Genomic DNA, 14386 nt, shown 5'->3' on the forward strand with positions numbered 1-14386 from the left:
GAGGAGGTCGTCTACGCGGGCAGGCTGTGGGCAGCGAATCGGTCGTCGGGGGAGAGCGTTGAGCCTGGGCCGACGGGCCGCTGCGTCCGGTAGCGTGTGCAGTGGTGCCAAGGGTAATGCGTGCGTGGGGGCGGTGTCCAGCGCCGGGCCGGCTAGAATTGCCGGGGTGATCTTCGAAGTCCTGGGTGAGGTGGCGTGTGTGGTACGTAATCGAAGGGTATGACGGCGCCGACGCACTGGCTGCGCGGCAACAGGCGCGACCGGCGCATCTGGCGCGCCTGCAGGCGTTGGCGGCGGCCGGTCGGCTGCTGGTGGCGGGGCCATGCCCGGCCATCGACGCCGAAGATCCGGGGCCGGCTGGCTTCAGCGGCAGCGTGGTGATTGCCGAGTTCGACGCACTCGAAGATGCGCGCGCCTGGGCCGATGCCGATCCGTATGTGGAAGCGGGCGTGTATGTACGCACCGAGGTCCGGCCGTTCCGGCGGGTGCTGCCATGAGCCGGGTCGAGCGGATCCGCGCGGCGTTGCAGATGGCGCTGGCACCCACCGAACTGGAGGTGGTGGACGACAGCCACCGGCACGCCGGCCATGCCGGCGCGCGCGACGGGCGCGGGCATTTCAATGTGCGGGTGGTCAGTGCCGTGTTTGCCGGCAAGCCGCCGCTGGCACGCCATCGGGCGGTGTACGCGGCCGTCGGCGAGATGATGCAGACCGACATCCATGCCTTGTCGATCGAGGCGATTGCGCCGGGTGAGGCGGGGTAACCGGTAAAGCCTTGTCGCGCCCGGGGGCGCTCCTACATAGCGACCCGGCGTCGTAGGAGCGCCCCCGGGCGCGACGGCATTCCCGATCATCTCGGCGGACCACGCTGCGCGGCCCTGTCGACTCCGGTGCCAACCGTGACCGGTATCGCGCTCGGGGTGTGGACACCTGGGGCCTTGCCTGCTGCACTGCAGCACATTAATTCACATCTTCGTCACTTCCAGGTGATTGATCTGCAAGCGTTTTCACCTGTTTGAAGAGAAGGGTTTACGCCTCGCAGTGAAAACGATTACAGTCGCGCCAGTTTCGGCAACCCGGTCGCGGAGCGCGACGCGATCGGGTCAATGACGCGGCCTTCAACGGCGGTCGCTGAAGATTGCGAGGTGCCTCACGCCGATCAAGCCTGGCAACGTCGGTGTGTAGCTTCCGCCTTGCCTTCGGCGTGAACGCGTGCGGTGTTCGACCGTCTCGGCCAGTGCCGGTGCGATCGTCGGCGGCGGCGGGAATAGGATAGGTTTGCGTGCAGGATGTAATCGATTACACACGTGGGGGATGGATGGATAGGGGCAGTGCGTCGCGTTGGTTGACGATTCCACTTTTGCTGGGTGCGCTGGTGCTGGCGTCCTGCAAACAGGCCGAGGAACCCAAGGTGGCCGAGAAGAAGGCGCCGGTGAAAGTGATCCTGATCGAGGCGCAACTGCCGCCCAAGCCGGTCAAGCCGCCGTTGCCGCCACTGTTCTCCGACATCGAACGACGCACCTTCCAGTTCTTCTGGGACACCACCAACGAGGTCAATGGACTCTCGCCGGATCGCTTCCCGTCGCGCCCGTTCGCCAGCATCGCGTCGGTGGGTTTCGCACTGACCGCGTATCCGATCGGCATCGAGAATGGCTGGGTCAGCCGCAACCAGGCGGTGGAGCGCACCCTGACCACCCTCAAATTCTTCCGCGACGCGCCCATGGGGCCGCAGCGGACCGGAAAGGCCGGCTACAAGGGTTTCTACTACCACTTCCTGGACATGCAGCAGGGCAACCGCTACGACAGCTGGGTCGAGCTGTCGAGCGTGGACACCGCGCTGCTGATGATGGGCGTGTTGTTCACCCAGTCGTATTACGACGGCGATGACCCGCGCGAAAAAGAAATCCGCCAGATCGCCGACACCTTGTACAAGCGCGTGGACTGGCGCTGGCTGCAGCAGCGCGCGCCGCTGATTTCGATGGGCTGGTTCCCGGAGAGCGGCTTCATCAACCATGATTGGATGGGCTACAACGAGGCGATGATGCTGTACATCCTGGCGCTGGGTTCGCCCACCCATGGCGTGGACCCGGATGCATGGACCAGCTGGACCCGCACCTACAACAACGACTGGGGCGTGTACCAGGGGCAGGAATACCTGTCCTTCGGCCCGCTGTTCGGGCATCAATACAGCCATGTCTGGATCGACTTCCGCGATATCCAGGACCAGTACATGCGCGAACGCGGCATCGACTACTTCCTCAACAGCCGCCGCGCCACCCTGGCGCAGCGCGACTACGCCATCGACAACCCGATGAAGTGGAAGGACTACGGCGAGAACGTGTGGGGCCTGACCGCCGGCGATGGTCCGCAGAACACCAGCCAGGAATACCGCGGCGAGCAGCGCCAGTTCCGTCACTATTCCTCGCGCGGCGCCGGCCTGCGCGAGAACTTCGACGACGGCACCATCGTGCCATCGGCGGCAATCTCCTCCATCGTGTTCGCCCCGGAAGTAGTGATCCCAGCCGCCGAGGAGATGCACAAGCGCTACGGCGACTTCCTGTATTCCAGCTATGGCTTCCTGGATTCGTTCAACCCCAGCTTCAACTACGACATCCCGCTCAAGACCGGGCGCATGGTGCCAAACCGCGGCTGGGTGGCGGGCGACTATATCGGCATCGACCAAGGGCCGATCCTGACGATGATCGCCAACTACCAGAACGAATTCGTCTGGAACGTGATGAAGAAGAACCCCCATATCCGCAGCGGCCTTGAACGCGCCGGCTTCACCGGCGGCTGGCTCACGCCGGAGGGCGAGCCGCAGCCGCTTCCGCAGAAGGACGAACAGAAGGCTGCCGCGCGGTCGCTGGGAATGGCCGAATCGCGCGCCGCCGCCGCGCAGGCGCAGCAAGATCCCTCGCACCGCCAGAAACCCGAGTAATCCGTGCGCCTTCTGATCCGGTTGATGATGGCCGCCGCCCTGTGTGCAGGAGCGGCGGGATGCGTGCGTTCCGATCAGGCCCAGCAGACCACCGTGCGCTTCTGGGCGATGGGCAAGGAAGCCGAAGTGGTCACCGAACTGGTGGCCGATTTCGAAAAGCGCAATCCCAGCATCCGCGTGGAGGTGCAGAACATTCCGATGACCGCGGCGCATGAAAAATTGCTGACCGCCTTCGCTGCCGATGGCTTGCCGGACGTGTGCCAGCTGGGTAACACCTGGCTACCGGAATTTGCCTTGCTGGACACCCTGGCGCCGCTGCAGCCCTATGTGGCGCGCTCGACGGTGGTAACGCCGGCCGACTACTTCCCCGGCGTGTGGGACACCAATGTGGTGGATGGCACCTTGTACGGGGTGCCGTGGTATGTGGATACGCGGCTGCTGTTCTACCGCAAGGATCTGCTGCGCCAGGCCGGCTACAGCCAGATGCCCAAGACCTGGGCCGAGATGCAGCAGGTGATGGCGGCGATCAAGCGCCACGTTGGGCCGGACCGCTATGCCATCTTGATGCCGCTCAACGAGTTCGAGCAGCAGCTGTCGTTCGCCTTGCAGCAGGACGATCGCCTGCTGCGCGATCACGATAACTACGGCAATTTCCGCAGTGCAGGTTTTCGCAAGGCGTTGGCATTCTACGACGGCATGTACCAGAACGGCTGGGCGCCCAAGGTGTCGGAAACCCAGGTCTCCAACGTCTGGTACGAATTCTTCAACGGTTACTACGCGTTCTATCTGTCCGGCCCCTGGAACGTGCGCGAGTTCAAGCTGCGCCAGCCGCCGGGCATGGAAGGCACGTGGGGCACCGCGCCGTTGCCTGGTCCCGACGGCCCGGGCGCAGGCATCGCCGGCGGCTCCAGCCTGGTGATCTTCAAGTCCTCGCAGCACAAGGACGCCAGCTGGAAGCTGATCGAATACCTGTCGCAGCCGCAGGTGCAGGCGCGCTTCCATGCCATCATCGGCGACCTGCCGCCGCGGCGCAGTACCTGGAAGCTGCCGTCATTGGCCAATGACGAACTGGCCCGTGCGTTCGGCGATCAGCTTGAACGGGTCAAGGCCACCCCCAAGGTGCTGGAATGGGAGCGCATCGTGCAGGAAATGCGCCTGGTGACCGAGCGCGTGGTGCGCGGCGGTCAGTCGCACGAAGCGGCCGTGCAGGAACTGGATCAACGCGTGGACGATATTCTGGCCAAGCGCCGCTGGATTTTTGAACAGGAAGGCGGCCATGTCGGGCCGGCTGCCGTGCCGGCCACGCCGCCGGCCAGCGCACCAGCCCCCGAAGGTGCCCGATGATGCGCCGCAATTCCGTTGCCGGCTGGGTGTTCGCCGCGCCCTCGATCCTGGTGCTGGGCATGTTCTTCGGCGTGCCGGTGCTGGCCGCGCTGGTACTCAGCGTTACCGATTTCGACCTGTACGCACTGGCCAATAGAAGCCATCTGCGCTTCGTCGGGCTGGGCAACTACATCGCGCTGCTGCAGACGCCGCTGTTCTGGAAGTCGTTGTGGAATACAACCTACTTCGTGCTGCTGGGCGTGCCGATGTCCATCGGCGTGTCGCTGGGTGCGGCACTGTTGCTCAATGCCAAGGCATCGCGCTTCAAGGCCTTGTTCCGCACCGCGCTGTTCGCACCGGTGGTGACCACGCTGGTGGCGGTGGCAGTGATCTGGCGCTACCTGTTCCACATCAAGTATGGCCTGGTGAACTTCGGGCTGAGCCATCTCGGCATCGCGCCGATCGACTGGCTGGGCGACCCGCGTTGGGCCATGCCCACCATCATGCTGTTCGCGGTGTGGAAGAACTTCGGCTACAACATGGTGATCTTCCTGGCCGGCCTGCAGGCCATCCCGCAGGACCTGTACGAGGCCGCACGCATCGACGGCGCCTCGCGCTGGAAGCAGTTCCTGCACATCACCTTGCCGATGCTCGGGCCGGTGCTGATGGTGGTCGGGGTGATTACCATCTCCGGCTATTTCCAGTTGTTCGCCGAACCCTACGTGATGACCCGTGGCGACCCGCTGCAGAGCACCGTCAGTGTGCTGTATTTCATGTTCGAGGAAGGCTTCAAGTGGTGGAACCTTGGCCGCGCGTCGGCGGTGGCGTTCCTGCTGTTCCTGATTATCCTGGCGGTGACCACCGTGATGTTGCGCTTCGGCCGCAAGAAGGACCTGATATGAGCCGTGATGTGGGCCAATCGCGCTGGAACGGCGTGCTGATCAACGGTGGGCTGGTGGTGCTGGCGGTCGTCAGCCTGGCGCCGCTGCTGTGGATGCTGTCGGTTTCGTTCATGCCCACCGGCGAGGCCAGCCGGTTTCCGCCGCCGATGCTGCCGTCGGCGTTCACCCTGGCCAATTACCACGAGCTGTTCGCGCGCACCGGCATGGCGCGCAACTTCGCCAACAGCCTGCTGGTGTCCGGATTGATTACGCTCGGCTCGCTGCTCATCAACACCATGGCGGGCTATGCCTTTGCCAAGCTGCAGTTCGTGGGCCGCGAGCGCCTCTTCAAGATCCTGATGGCCGCACTGGTCATCCCGGCCCAGGTGGCGATGCTGCCGCTGTTCCTGCTGATGAAGCAGCTGCATCTGGTCAACAGCATCGGCGGGGTGGTTGTTCCGGCATTGGCTAGCGTGTTCGGCATTTTCCTGGTGCGCCAGTACGCGCGCAGCATCCCGGATGAATTGATCGAGGCCGCGCGCATCGATGGCGCCAGCGAACTGCGCATCTTCTTCCAGATCGTGCTGCCGATGCTCAAGCCGGTGCTGGTCACCTTGACCATCTTCACCTTCATGGGTTCGTGGAACGACTTCATGTGGCCGTTGATCGTGCTGACTGACCAGGAGCAGTACACCTTGCCGGTGGCGCTGGCGGCGCTGTCGCGCGAGCACATCATGGACGTGGAGTTGATGATGGCCGGGGCGGTAGTGACGGTGATTCCCGTGCTGCTATTGTTCCTGGCGCTGCAGCGTTACTACATCCAGGGTCTTCTGTTGGGGAGTGTGAAGGGGTGAAACCGGGGTTGCTGCGATTGCTTGCCATCACCGCCATTGCCGCCGCAGGCGTGGCGCAGGCGCAGGAGCGCGTGCTCGATGGCTTCAACGACATCGGCGCATGGCGGCTGGTGGTGTCCAATCAGGTGAGCGGTTCGCTGCGGCCGGTGGCCACGCCCTCGGGCGGACATGCGCTGTGCCTGGACTACAACTTCAATGGCGTGTCCGGTTATGTGGGCATCCGTCGCAACTTGCCGATCACCTATCCGGACAACTACCGGATGTCCTTCGCGGTGCGCGGCGAGTCGCCGTCCAACGACCTGCAGTTCAAGCTGATCGACGCCAGCGGCGACAATGTGTGGTGGGTCAACCGGCCGGGCTTCACCTTCCCGAAGAACTGGACCACCTTCAACTACCGCAAGCGCAACATCGAGAAAGCCTGGGGCCCGGGTGCGGACAAGCAATTGCGTAGCAGTGCCGACGTGGAGTTCACCATCTACAACAAGGTCGGCGGCCAGGGCACGGTGTGCTTCGACCGCCTGGCCCTCACGCCGCTGCCGCCGGAAGACACCTCGCCACTGAAGGCCGAGGCCATCACCGACACTGCACCTGCCCTGGAGCAACGCCTGGCCGACGGCAAGCCGGACACCTTCTGGCTCAGCGGCGCGGTCAAGCAGCAGACCGTGACCCTGGACCTGGGCAAGGTGCGCGAATTCGGCGGCGCCATCGTGCAATGGGTGCCTGGCCTGCAGGCCTCGCAGTACCAGGTGCGCTCCTCCAGCGACGGACGCAGCTGGCGTGATCTGCGCACCGTCACTGCCGGTGCCGGCGGCACCGATTGGCTGGCCTTGCCCGATACCGAAGCGCGCTACCTGCGTTTGGACCTCAAGGACGGCCCCAACTGGCGCTACGGCATCAAGGAAGTGCAGCTGCAACCGCTGGCATTCGCTGCCACGCCCAACGACTTCATCAAATCGCTGGCGGCGCAATTGCCGCGCGGCAGTTACCCAAGGGGATTTTCCGGCGAACAGCCGTACTGGACCATCCTGGGCCTGGACGGTGGCACCGAGCAGGGCCTGATCGGCGAAGACGGTGCGGTGGAAGTGGGCAAGGGCGGTTTCAGCATCGAACCGTTCGTGGTCACCGGCGGCAGGCTGCTGCACTGGTCCGATGTCAGCAGCGAACAGAGCCTGCAGGACGACTACCTGCCGATTCCCCGCGTCGATTGGCATCACGACCTGATGAACCTGCGTGTCACCGCCTTCGTGCAGGGTACCCCGGAGCAGGCGCAACTGGTCGCGCGCTACCAACTGCATAACACCGGCAAGGACGCGCGCGAATTCACCCTGGCCCTGGCGGTGCGTCCGTTCCAGGTCAATCCGCCGTCGCAGTTCCTCAACACCCTGGGCGGCGTCAGCCGGATCGAACAGCTCACCGTCGATGGCGCCCAGGTCAGCGTCAATGGCAAGCCGCGCGTGTTCGCGGCGCAGCGCCCGGATGCCGGGTTCGCCAGTGCCTTCGACAGTGGCATGGATGTCAGCCATCTCACCGCCGCCACGCTGCCCACCACGACCCAGGTCAAGGACGAAACCGGCCTGGCGTCGGGTGTGCTGCTGTATCGCTGGACGCTGCAACCGGGCCAACGCCGCGAGGTGGCGCTGGTGATCCCGCAGACCGGCACTGCGCAGTTGCCTGCCGACTTCGATGCGGAGGCCGCGCAGCAACAGGTGGCCCAGCAATGGCGCAGCAAGCTCGATCGCGTGCGCATCAGTGTGCCGGCCGAAGGCAAGCCGGTGGTCGATACCTTGCGCACGGCGTTGGCGCATATGTTGATCTCGCGCATCGGCCCGCGTCTGCAGCCGGGCACGCGCTCGTATTCGCGCAGCTGGATCCGCGACGGCGCCATGATCTCCGAAGGGCTGCTGCGGCTGGGCCGCGAAGACGTGGTGCGCGACTATGTCGACTGGTTCGCGCCGTATCAATTCGCCGACGGCATGGTGCCGTGCTGCGTGGACGACCGCGGCAGCGACCCTGTGCCGGAAAACGATAGCCACGGCGAACTGATCTACAACATCGCCGAGTACTACCGCTATACCGGCGACAGGGCGTTCCTGGAAAAGATGTGGCCGCACGTCACTGGCGCCTTCGACTACATGGAAAAACTGCGCGCCAGCGAACGCACCGAAGAGAATTTCATGCGCAACCCAGCCTTCTACGGAATGATGCCGGTGTCGATCAGCCATGAAGGCTATTCGGCTAAGCCGGTGCATTCGTACTGGGACAACTTCTGGGCACTACGCGGCTACAAGGACGCGGCGATGCTGGCTGGCGTGCTCGACAAGCCGGACGATGCGGCCCGCTTCGGCGCGGCGCGCGATGAGTTCAGCGGCGACCTGATCGCCTCGCTGGGCGCGGCGGTACGCCAGCACAACCTGGATTTCCTGCCCGGCTCGGCCGAGCTTGGCGATTTCGATGCGACGTCCACCACCATCGCGCTGACCCCCGGTGGCGAGCAGCAGCGGCTGCCGCAGGAGCTGTTGAACACTACGTTCGAGCGCTACTGGACCGAATTCTCCGACCGCCGCGACGGCAAGCGCGAATGGAAGGACTACACCCCGTACGAATGGCGCAACGTGGCCGCGTTCGTTCGCCTGGGCTGGCGCGAGCGTGCCTGGGACGCCACTACGTTCTTCTTCAAGGATCGCGCGCCGCAGCCGTGGAACCAGTGGGCCGAAGTGGTCTCGCGCACGCCGCGCACACCGTTCTTCGTCGGCGACCTGCCGCATGCCTGGGTGGCGTCGGACTTCGTGCGCTCGGTGCTGGACATGTTCGCCTACACCCGCGAAGCCGACCAGAGCGTGGTGCTCGCCGCCGGCACTCCGACGCGCTGGTTCGAAGGCAAAGGCATCGGCATCGCCGAACTGCGCACGCCTTACGGACGCCTCAACTACACCTTGCAGCGCAGCGAAAAACAGCTGGTGCTGCAGTTGCAGCCCGGCCTGCTGATGCCGCCTGGTGGCGTGGTGTTCGCCTGGCCTTACCAGGGCGAACCCGGCAAGGCCAGCGTCAATGGCGAAACGGTGGAGTGGCGCAACGGCGAGCTGCGCATTCAGCAACTACCGGCCGCCGTGCAGATCGATGTGCCCAGTGCAGTGCGGCGGGCCGAAAAGGCCGCGCAATGATGCTCGCGCCGTGTCCGGCACGGGCAGGGCGGTGGCGACGCGGTGGGCTGCTGGCTGCGACGCTTGTGCTGACGGCGTACTGCGTGGGTGCGCGGGCAGGACGGATAGAGAGAGCCGCCGATCAGGTCTGACCAGGCGAAGGAGGGGCAGCGCCACGCCAATGAGCGGGCAATCGGCGCAGGCCATTGCCTCCACCGCGCCGGCGCGCGAGATGACCCTGGTCACGCTCAACCTGCATCACGACGGGCCGTCGCGCGCATATCGCCAGCGAACAAGGTGCTTGCCAGCCATCAGCGCCTGCTGCAGCCGCTGGACGACTATCGCGTGGCCGTGGACCTGCAGGTGGATCTCGATGGCCAGCTGGTCAACCTGTTCGACACCCCGGATGCCGACGGCCGCTGGGCATCGGATCACTATGGCGTGTGGATACGCCTGCAGCTCACTCCGCGCCGTAGCAATGCCGTAGGAGCGCACCCGGGCGCGATGGGGCGTTACCGGTAACGCCCCATCGCGCCCGGGTGCGCTCCTACGAGAAGCAAGGCTGCAGCGCCACCATGCTCACCCATGCAGGCGGTTGAAAATCTGCACGCCAGCCAGCCACACACCGGCCATGCTGCCGAAGGTGGATCTCGATGGCCAGCTGGTCAACCTGTTCGACACCCCGGATGGCGACGGCCGCTGGGCATCGGATCACTATGGCCTGTGGATGCGCCTGCAGCTCACTCCGCGCCGTCGCAATGCCGTAGGAGCGCACCTGGGCGCGATGGGCGTTGCCGGTAACGCCCCATCGCGCCCGGGTGCGCTCCTACGAGAAGCAAGGCTGCAGCGTCACCATGCTCACCCATGCAGGCGGTTGAAAATCTGCACGCCAGCCAGCCACACGCCGGCCATGCTGCCGAAGTTGGTCAGCAGGAACGTCAGCACCACGCGCGACACGCGATTGCGGTACCAGCCGCGCACGGTCTGCGCGTCGTCGCGCAGGGTCAGGAAGTCGCCATACGCCGGCTTGCGCATATGCACCTCCACCAGCGCGGCAAACGCCCCGGTCGGCACGCTCAGCCGGAAAGGTTTGAACGGTGCCACCACTGCCGCAGTGAGGATGCTCAGCGGGTGGCTGCCGGCCAGCAGGCAGCCCAGTGCCGCCATGCCGCCGGTATACATCGCCCATTGCAACAGCAGGTCGGCGCCCATGCTCAGGCCACCGCGCCAGAAGCCGATCGCGATGCCGGCGATAATGACCGCCAGGATGCCCAACGTGATCCAGGGCACGCGCTTGCGTTGCTGCACGTATTCCAGCGACTCGCGCAGCGGCCCGGGTGCCTCGGTGTCCTGTTCCAGGTGTCGCGCAAGCCCGGCCAGATGGCCGGCGCCCACCACCGCCAGCACTTCGCGCTGACCGCTGTTAGCTTCCTCGCGCAGGCGCGTGGCCATGTAGCGATCGCGCTCGGCGATCACGGTCTCGTACAGCTCGGGGCTTTCGCTGGCGAAATCGCCGAAGCTCGCCTCCAGCATGTCGCCCTGCTTGAGTTTTTCGATTTCTTCCTCGCCCACCTCATCGGCGGCGAACAGGCCACCGAGCAGGCCGCCGGCCAGCTTCATCTTGCCGAAGAAGCCCAGGCGCCCGGACGCGCGCTTGAAGGTCAGGCCCACTTCGCGGTCGATCAGATATACCGGCACCCCTTGCGCGCGTGCCAGGTTGACGGCCTCCTTCAATTCGGCGCCCGGCTCGATGCCCAACTGCTTGGCCAGCCGGCGCTGATACGCCGCCAGCGCCAGATTGGCCGCAAACAGCGCCACGCGTCCCTTGCGGATCACCTGCACCAGGTCCAGGCGCGCCAGCGCATCCGGGTCGCTGAGCGCCTGCAGCCGCTGCGTATCCAGTTCCACAGCCACTGCATCGTAGCGGCCGCTGCCGATCGCCCGTTGCACTGCGGCCACGCTGGCCAGTGACACGTGCGCGGTGCCCAGCAAGGTGTAGCGCACGCCATCGCGCTCGACGATGCGATGTGGCTGGCCGGACAGCGCATCGTCCAGAACGTGGGGGAGCTGCTCAGTCATGGAGGTATTCATCAGAAGGAGGAGGGGGCGCCGGAGCCGAGTGCGCGCTGCATCTGCACGCTGTCCAGCCAGCGACCCTGCGTGCAGCCGACGCCGCTGAATACTGCGACCATGCGGAATCCAAAACGTTCCCGCAACCGGCGCGACGCCCGGGTATTGCATCCGGCGATCTGTTCCGCGTCGAGCGCGGTCATCGCCGGAATGTTCGCCGCATGCGCTACGCACAGCTCGACGGGCATGCGGTCAGTCGATGTAGCGCTTGAGCAGGTCGCCATACGCATCGATACGCCGGTCGCGCAGGAACGGCCAGATGCGGCGCACATGCTCGCTGCGCTGCAGATCGACATCGCAGATCAGCACGGTCGGGTCCTGGCCCGCTTCGGCGATGAACTCGCCCTGTGGTCCCAGCACATGGCTGTTGCCCCAGAACTGGATGCCCGATGCGCCCAGCGGCGAGGGCTCGTGGCCGACGCGGTTGCACGACAGCACCGGCACACCATTGGCGACCGCGTGGCCGCGATGGCTGAGCACCCACGCATCGCGCTGACGCTCCTGCTCGGGCTGCTGGTCGTCCGGATCCCAGCCGATCGCAGTGGGGTAGAGCAGCAGTTCCGCGCCGGCCAGCGCCATCAACCGCGCCGCTTCCGGATACCACTGGTCCCAGCACACCAGCACGCCCAGGCGACCGACCGACGTATCGATTGGCGTGAAGCCCAGATCGCCCGGGGTGAAGTAGAACTTCTCGTAGAAGCCTGGGTCGTCGGGGATATGCATCTTGCGGTACTTGCCGAGCAGGCGGCCGTCTTTTTCGAACACCACCGCCGTGTTGTGATACAGCCCGGCTGCGCGGCGCTCGAACAGCGAAGCGACCAGCACCACGCCATATTGCCGGGCCAGCGCGCTGAGGCGCTCGGTACTGGGGCCGGGAATCGGCTCTGCCAGATCGAATTCCTCCACCGACTCGTGCTGGCAGAAATACGCACCGTTGTGCAACTCCTGCAACAGCACCAGCTTGGCGCCCTGCGCGGCGGCTTCGGCCACGCGCGATGCGATGACGGCCAGGTTGGCCTCGGCGTCGCCGTGGTTGCGCTCCTGGATCAGCGCGACGGAAAGGAGATGGCGGGTCATGGCTACATCCAACTGGGTGAGGCGCTACGGTAGCGCGTCAAGGCGTAACACCGGCCTGCCGGCCGGAACAGGAACGACGCGCCGCACGCACCGCTGCGACGAACGCCACGTCTAGGCGGCTAGCAGGCCGGCGGGCAGCTGCATGGTCAGGCAGTGCAGGCTGCCGTTCTGCCAGATCAGCGCACGGCAAGGCACCGGCACGATCTGGTGCTGCGGGAAGGCGTCGGCCAGCACCGCCTGCGCGGCCGCATCGGCCGGATCGCCATAGGCTGGCATCAACACCGCACCGTTGACGATCAGGAAGTTGGCGTAGGACGCGGCCAGGCGACGGCCCTGGTCGAGAATCGGCTGCGCCCACGGCAGCACGAACAGGCGGTATGGCTGTCCATCGGCTTTGCGCAGGGCGGCCAGTTCGTTGCCCATCGCCTGCAGTTCGGCGTAGTGCGAATCGTCGGGGACATCGCAGCCCTGGTAGACGATCGCATCCGGGCCAGCGAAGCGCGCCAACGTGTCGATGTGCGCATCGGTGTCGTCGCCTTCCAGATAGCCATGGTCCAGCCACAGCACGCGATCCTGCGACAGCCATGCAGCAAGATCGTTGCTCAGCGATTGGCGGCTGCGCTGCGGGTGGCGCTCGTGCAGGCACTTCCAGGTGGTCAGCAAGGTGCCGGCGCCATCGGTTTCGATCGCACCACCTTCCAATGCGAAATCCACCGTCTGCACCTGCGCGGGCACGAACACCTGCGCCGCATCCAGCGAGCTCACCAACCGGTCGTCCAGGCTGGCCTCGAACTTGCCGCCCCAGCCGGTGAAGCGGAAATCCATCAGCCGGAAGCCGGCATCCTGGCGCAGGGTGATCGGGCCTGAATCGCGCAGCCAGGTGTCGTTGTAGGCGGCTACCACGAAGCGCACGCGCATCATGTCCAGCCGCGCCGAACGCAGCCGCGCCTCGGCATAGATCTGCAGATCGTCGTCGGCCACGCAGATCACCACCGGTTCGAAGCGGGCAATCGCCGTCACCAGCGCGATGTAGGTCTCTTCCACATCGGCCAGGCGCTGCGCCCAGTCGGTGCCGGCGTGCGGCCACGCGATCAACACGGCGGATTGAGGTTCCCATTCGGCGGGAAAACGAAGACGGTCGGTCATGCCTGGCAATACTCATCTTGGTGTCCGGGCAGCGGCCCGGCGGTTCATAGATACCCTGCACCCAAGTGCAGGCTCTTGCGATCCTGACGCACGGTCACGCGTCAGGCCTTGGTGCAGATTCGCAGCGGCACATGTCCGGCTGCTGACGGATGCGGCATACCGGCCTGCAGATGCCGGCACGCGCTGGCAACGGTGGCGTGGCTGCGATTACTTGATCGGCGGCTTCGGCCCGATTTCGTTGGCGTCGGCCTGGTTGGCCACCACGTCGATCACCTTGCTTTTTTCGAAGTACACGGTGAATGCCGGATACACCCAGCGATGGATCGTCGGCCACTGGCGCTTCTGGCCGCCACGCGGGTCGAGCTTCTCCTGCGGCGCGCCATAACGGCTTTGCACCTGGCTCATGCTGTCGCCACGCAAGGGCAGGGCGGCGGCAGGTTTCTGCTGTGCACGATCGATCAGTAGCGTGTCGGCCGACGCGGCGGCACTGATCCCCATCAGCGCGATTGTCAGCACGATCGGCGGCATCACAAACAAACGGTTGCGCATGTCATCTACTCCCCAGTGGACAAGATTTCAGATGGTGATTACAGCAAAAAACCGCGACAGGCGGTGATACCGGTCGCGCAGCGCCTGGTGGTGCAGTCCGGCGCTGCGGCGGGTTGCCTGGGCGCTGACGGTCCGGCCGGCTGGCCGGCAGTCGCACGCCGGCCAAGAAAAAACCGCCCGGAGGGCGGCTTTCTCGGGTCTTGCGCGCGGAGCGAAAGGCTCAGCGCTGACGCGCCTTGAAACGCGGGTTCGACTTGCAGATCACGAAGACCTTGCCGCGGCGGCGGACCACCTTGCAGTCGCGGTGACGGGTCTTCGCAGACTTCAGGGAGGACAGGACTTTCATGGC

At 65.4% G+C, this 14386-nt stretch carries 12 protein-coding genes and 3 pseudogenes; 9 read left to right on the forward strand and 6 right to left on the reverse strand.

What is annotated here, in order from left to right; genetic code table 11:
• Positions 1 to 197 precede the first annotated feature (197 nt).
• The 9 genes and pseudogenes from ACCQ13_RS10915 to ACCQ13_RS10955 all read left to right on the forward strand — a co-directional run.
• Entirely contained in the window at positions 198 to 497 is a 300-nt protein-coding gene (locus tag ACCQ13_RS10915; RefSeq protein WP_064510766.1) for a YciI family protein, read from the forward strand.
• A complete protein-coding gene (locus ACCQ13_RS10920) occupies positions 494 to 763 on the forward strand; it encodes a BolA family protein (RefSeq protein WP_104604516.1) in 270 nt (89 codons plus the stop codon). Before ACCQ13_RS10915 ends, ACCQ13_RS10920 begins: the two co-directional genes overlap by 4 nt.
• 554 nt (positions 764 to 1317) lie before the next feature.
• On the forward strand, positions 1318 to 2937 hold the full coding sequence (locus ACCQ13_RS10925) for a glucoamylase family protein (RefSeq protein WP_104604518.1): 1620 nt from the start codon (positions 1318 to 1320) through the stop codon (positions 2935 to 2937).
• A 3-nt stretch (positions 2938 to 2940) separates the two neighbouring features.
• Positions 2941 to 4281, forward strand: a complete 1341-nt coding sequence (locus tag ACCQ13_RS10930; RefSeq protein WP_104604520.1) for a sugar ABC transporter substrate-binding protein — start codon at positions 2941 to 2943, stop codon at positions 4279 to 4281.
• Positions 4278 to 5162 (forward strand): carbohydrate ABC transporter permease, encoded by an 885-nt coding sequence (locus ACCQ13_RS10935; protein WP_104604522.1) that lies wholly within the window; start codon positions 4278 to 4280, stop codon positions 5160 to 5162. The genes ACCQ13_RS10930 and ACCQ13_RS10935 overlap by 4 nt, the downstream gene beginning before the upstream one ends.
• On the forward strand, positions 5159 to 5995 hold the full coding sequence (locus ACCQ13_RS10940) for a carbohydrate ABC transporter permease (protein WP_104604524.1): 837 nt from the start codon (positions 5159 to 5161) through the stop codon (positions 5993 to 5995). The genes ACCQ13_RS10935 and ACCQ13_RS10940 overlap by 4 nt, the downstream gene beginning before the upstream one ends.
• A 26-nt stretch (positions 5996 to 6021) precedes the next feature.
• Positions 6022 to 9156 carry a discoidin domain-containing protein gene (locus tag ACCQ13_RS10945; protein WP_170067006.1) on the forward strand — a complete coding sequence of 1045 codons (3135 nt, stop codon included), beginning with the start codon at positions 6022 to 6024 and terminating at the stop codon, positions 9154 to 9156.
• A 273-nt stretch (positions 9157 to 9429) separates the two neighbouring features.
• Positions 9430 to 9657 (forward strand): annotated as a pseudogene (locus ACCQ13_RS10950) (hypothetical protein); the annotation flags it as partial.
• A gap of 145 nt (positions 9658 to 9802) precedes the next feature.
• Positions 9803 to 9883 (forward strand): annotated as a pseudogene (locus ACCQ13_RS10955) (endonuclease/exonuclease/phosphatase family protein); the annotation flags it as partial.
• Between the two features lie 110 nt (positions 9884 to 9993).
• Here ACCQ13_RS10955 and ACCQ13_RS10960 read toward each other — a convergent pair.
• From ACCQ13_RS10960 to ykgO, 6 genes and pseudogenes are all read right to left on the reverse strand, one after another.
• Positions 9994 to 11226 (reverse strand): TraB/GumN family protein, encoded by a 1233-nt coding sequence (locus tag ACCQ13_RS10960; RefSeq protein WP_372372047.1) that lies wholly within the window; start codon positions 11224 to 11226, stop codon positions 9994 to 9996.
• Positions 11207 to 11366: pseudogene (locus ACCQ13_RS10965) on the reverse strand (GNAT family N-acetyltransferase); the annotation flags it as partial. The gene ACCQ13_RS10960 and the pseudogene ACCQ13_RS10965, both read right to left, overlap by 20 nt.
• Before the next feature lie 91 nt (positions 11367 to 11457).
• Positions 11458 to 12342 (reverse strand): carbon-nitrogen hydrolase, encoded by an 885-nt coding sequence (locus ACCQ13_RS10970; protein ID WP_104604532.1) that lies wholly within the window; start codon positions 12340 to 12342, stop codon positions 11458 to 11460.
• A 111-nt stretch (positions 12343 to 12453) separates the two neighbouring features.
• Complete coding sequence (locus ACCQ13_RS10975) at positions 12454 to 13488, reverse strand: agmatine deiminase family protein (protein WP_167526899.1); 1035 nt, start codon at positions 13486 to 13488, stop codon at positions 12454 to 12456.
• Positions 13489 to 13695: 207 nt separating this feature from the next.
• Positions 13696 to 14037 (reverse strand): hypothetical protein, encoded by a 342-nt coding sequence (locus tag ACCQ13_RS10980; protein ID WP_104604542.1) that lies wholly within the window; start codon positions 14035 to 14037, stop codon positions 13696 to 13698.
• Between the two features lie 220 nt (positions 14038 to 14257).
• Positions 14258 to 14383, reverse strand: a complete 126-nt coding sequence (gene ykgO / locus ACCQ13_RS10985) for a type B 50S ribosomal protein L36 (RefSeq protein ID WP_005913193.1) — start codon at positions 14381 to 14383, stop codon at positions 14258 to 14260.
• Between the last annotated feature and the right edge of the window lie 3 nt (positions 14384 to 14386).

Source organism: Xanthomonas sp. NCPPB 1638, assembly GCF_041475635.2.
Taxonomy (GTDB): domain Bacteria; phylum Pseudomonadota; class Gammaproteobacteria; order Xanthomonadales; family Xanthomonadaceae; genus Xanthomonas; species Xanthomonas cucurbitae.

Bases quoted from the DNA above. Each gene is read 5' to 3' on its own strand.
- ACCQ13_RS10920 (WP_104604516.1), top strand. From the start codon at position 494: ATGAGCCGGGTCGAGCGGATCCGCGCGGCGTTGCAGATGGCGCTGGCA.
- ACCQ13_RS10940 (WP_104604524.1), top strand. From the start codon at position 5,159: ATGAGCCGTGATGTGGGCCAATCGCGCTGGAACGGCGTGCTGATCAAC.
- ACCQ13_RS10935 (WP_104604522.1), top strand. From the start codon at position 4,278: ATGATGCGCCGCAATTCCGTTGCCGGCTGGGTGTTCGCCGCGCCCTCG.
- ykgO (WP_005913193.1), bottom strand. From the start codon at position 14,383: ATGAAAGTCCTGTCCTCCCTGAAGTCTGCGAAGACCCGTCACCGCGAC.
- ACCQ13_RS10975 (WP_167526899.1), bottom strand. From the start codon at position 13,488: ATGACCGACCGTCTTCGTTTTCCCGCCGAATGGGAACCTCAATCCGCC.
- ACCQ13_RS10970 (WP_104604532.1), bottom strand. From the start codon at position 12,342: ATGACCCGCCATCTCCTTTCCGTCGCGCTGATCCAGGAGCGCAACCAC.
- ACCQ13_RS10980 (WP_104604542.1), bottom strand. From the start codon at position 14,037: ATGCGCAACCGTTTGTTTGTGATGCCGCCGATCGTGCTGACAATCGCG.
- ACCQ13_RS10960 (WP_372372047.1), bottom strand. From the start codon at position 11,226: ATGAATACCTCCATGACTGAGCAGCTCCCCCACGTTCTGGACGATGCG.
- ACCQ13_RS10925 (WP_104604518.1), top strand. From the start codon at position 1,318: ATGGATAGGGGCAGTGCGTCGCGTTGGTTGACGATTCCACTTTTGCTG.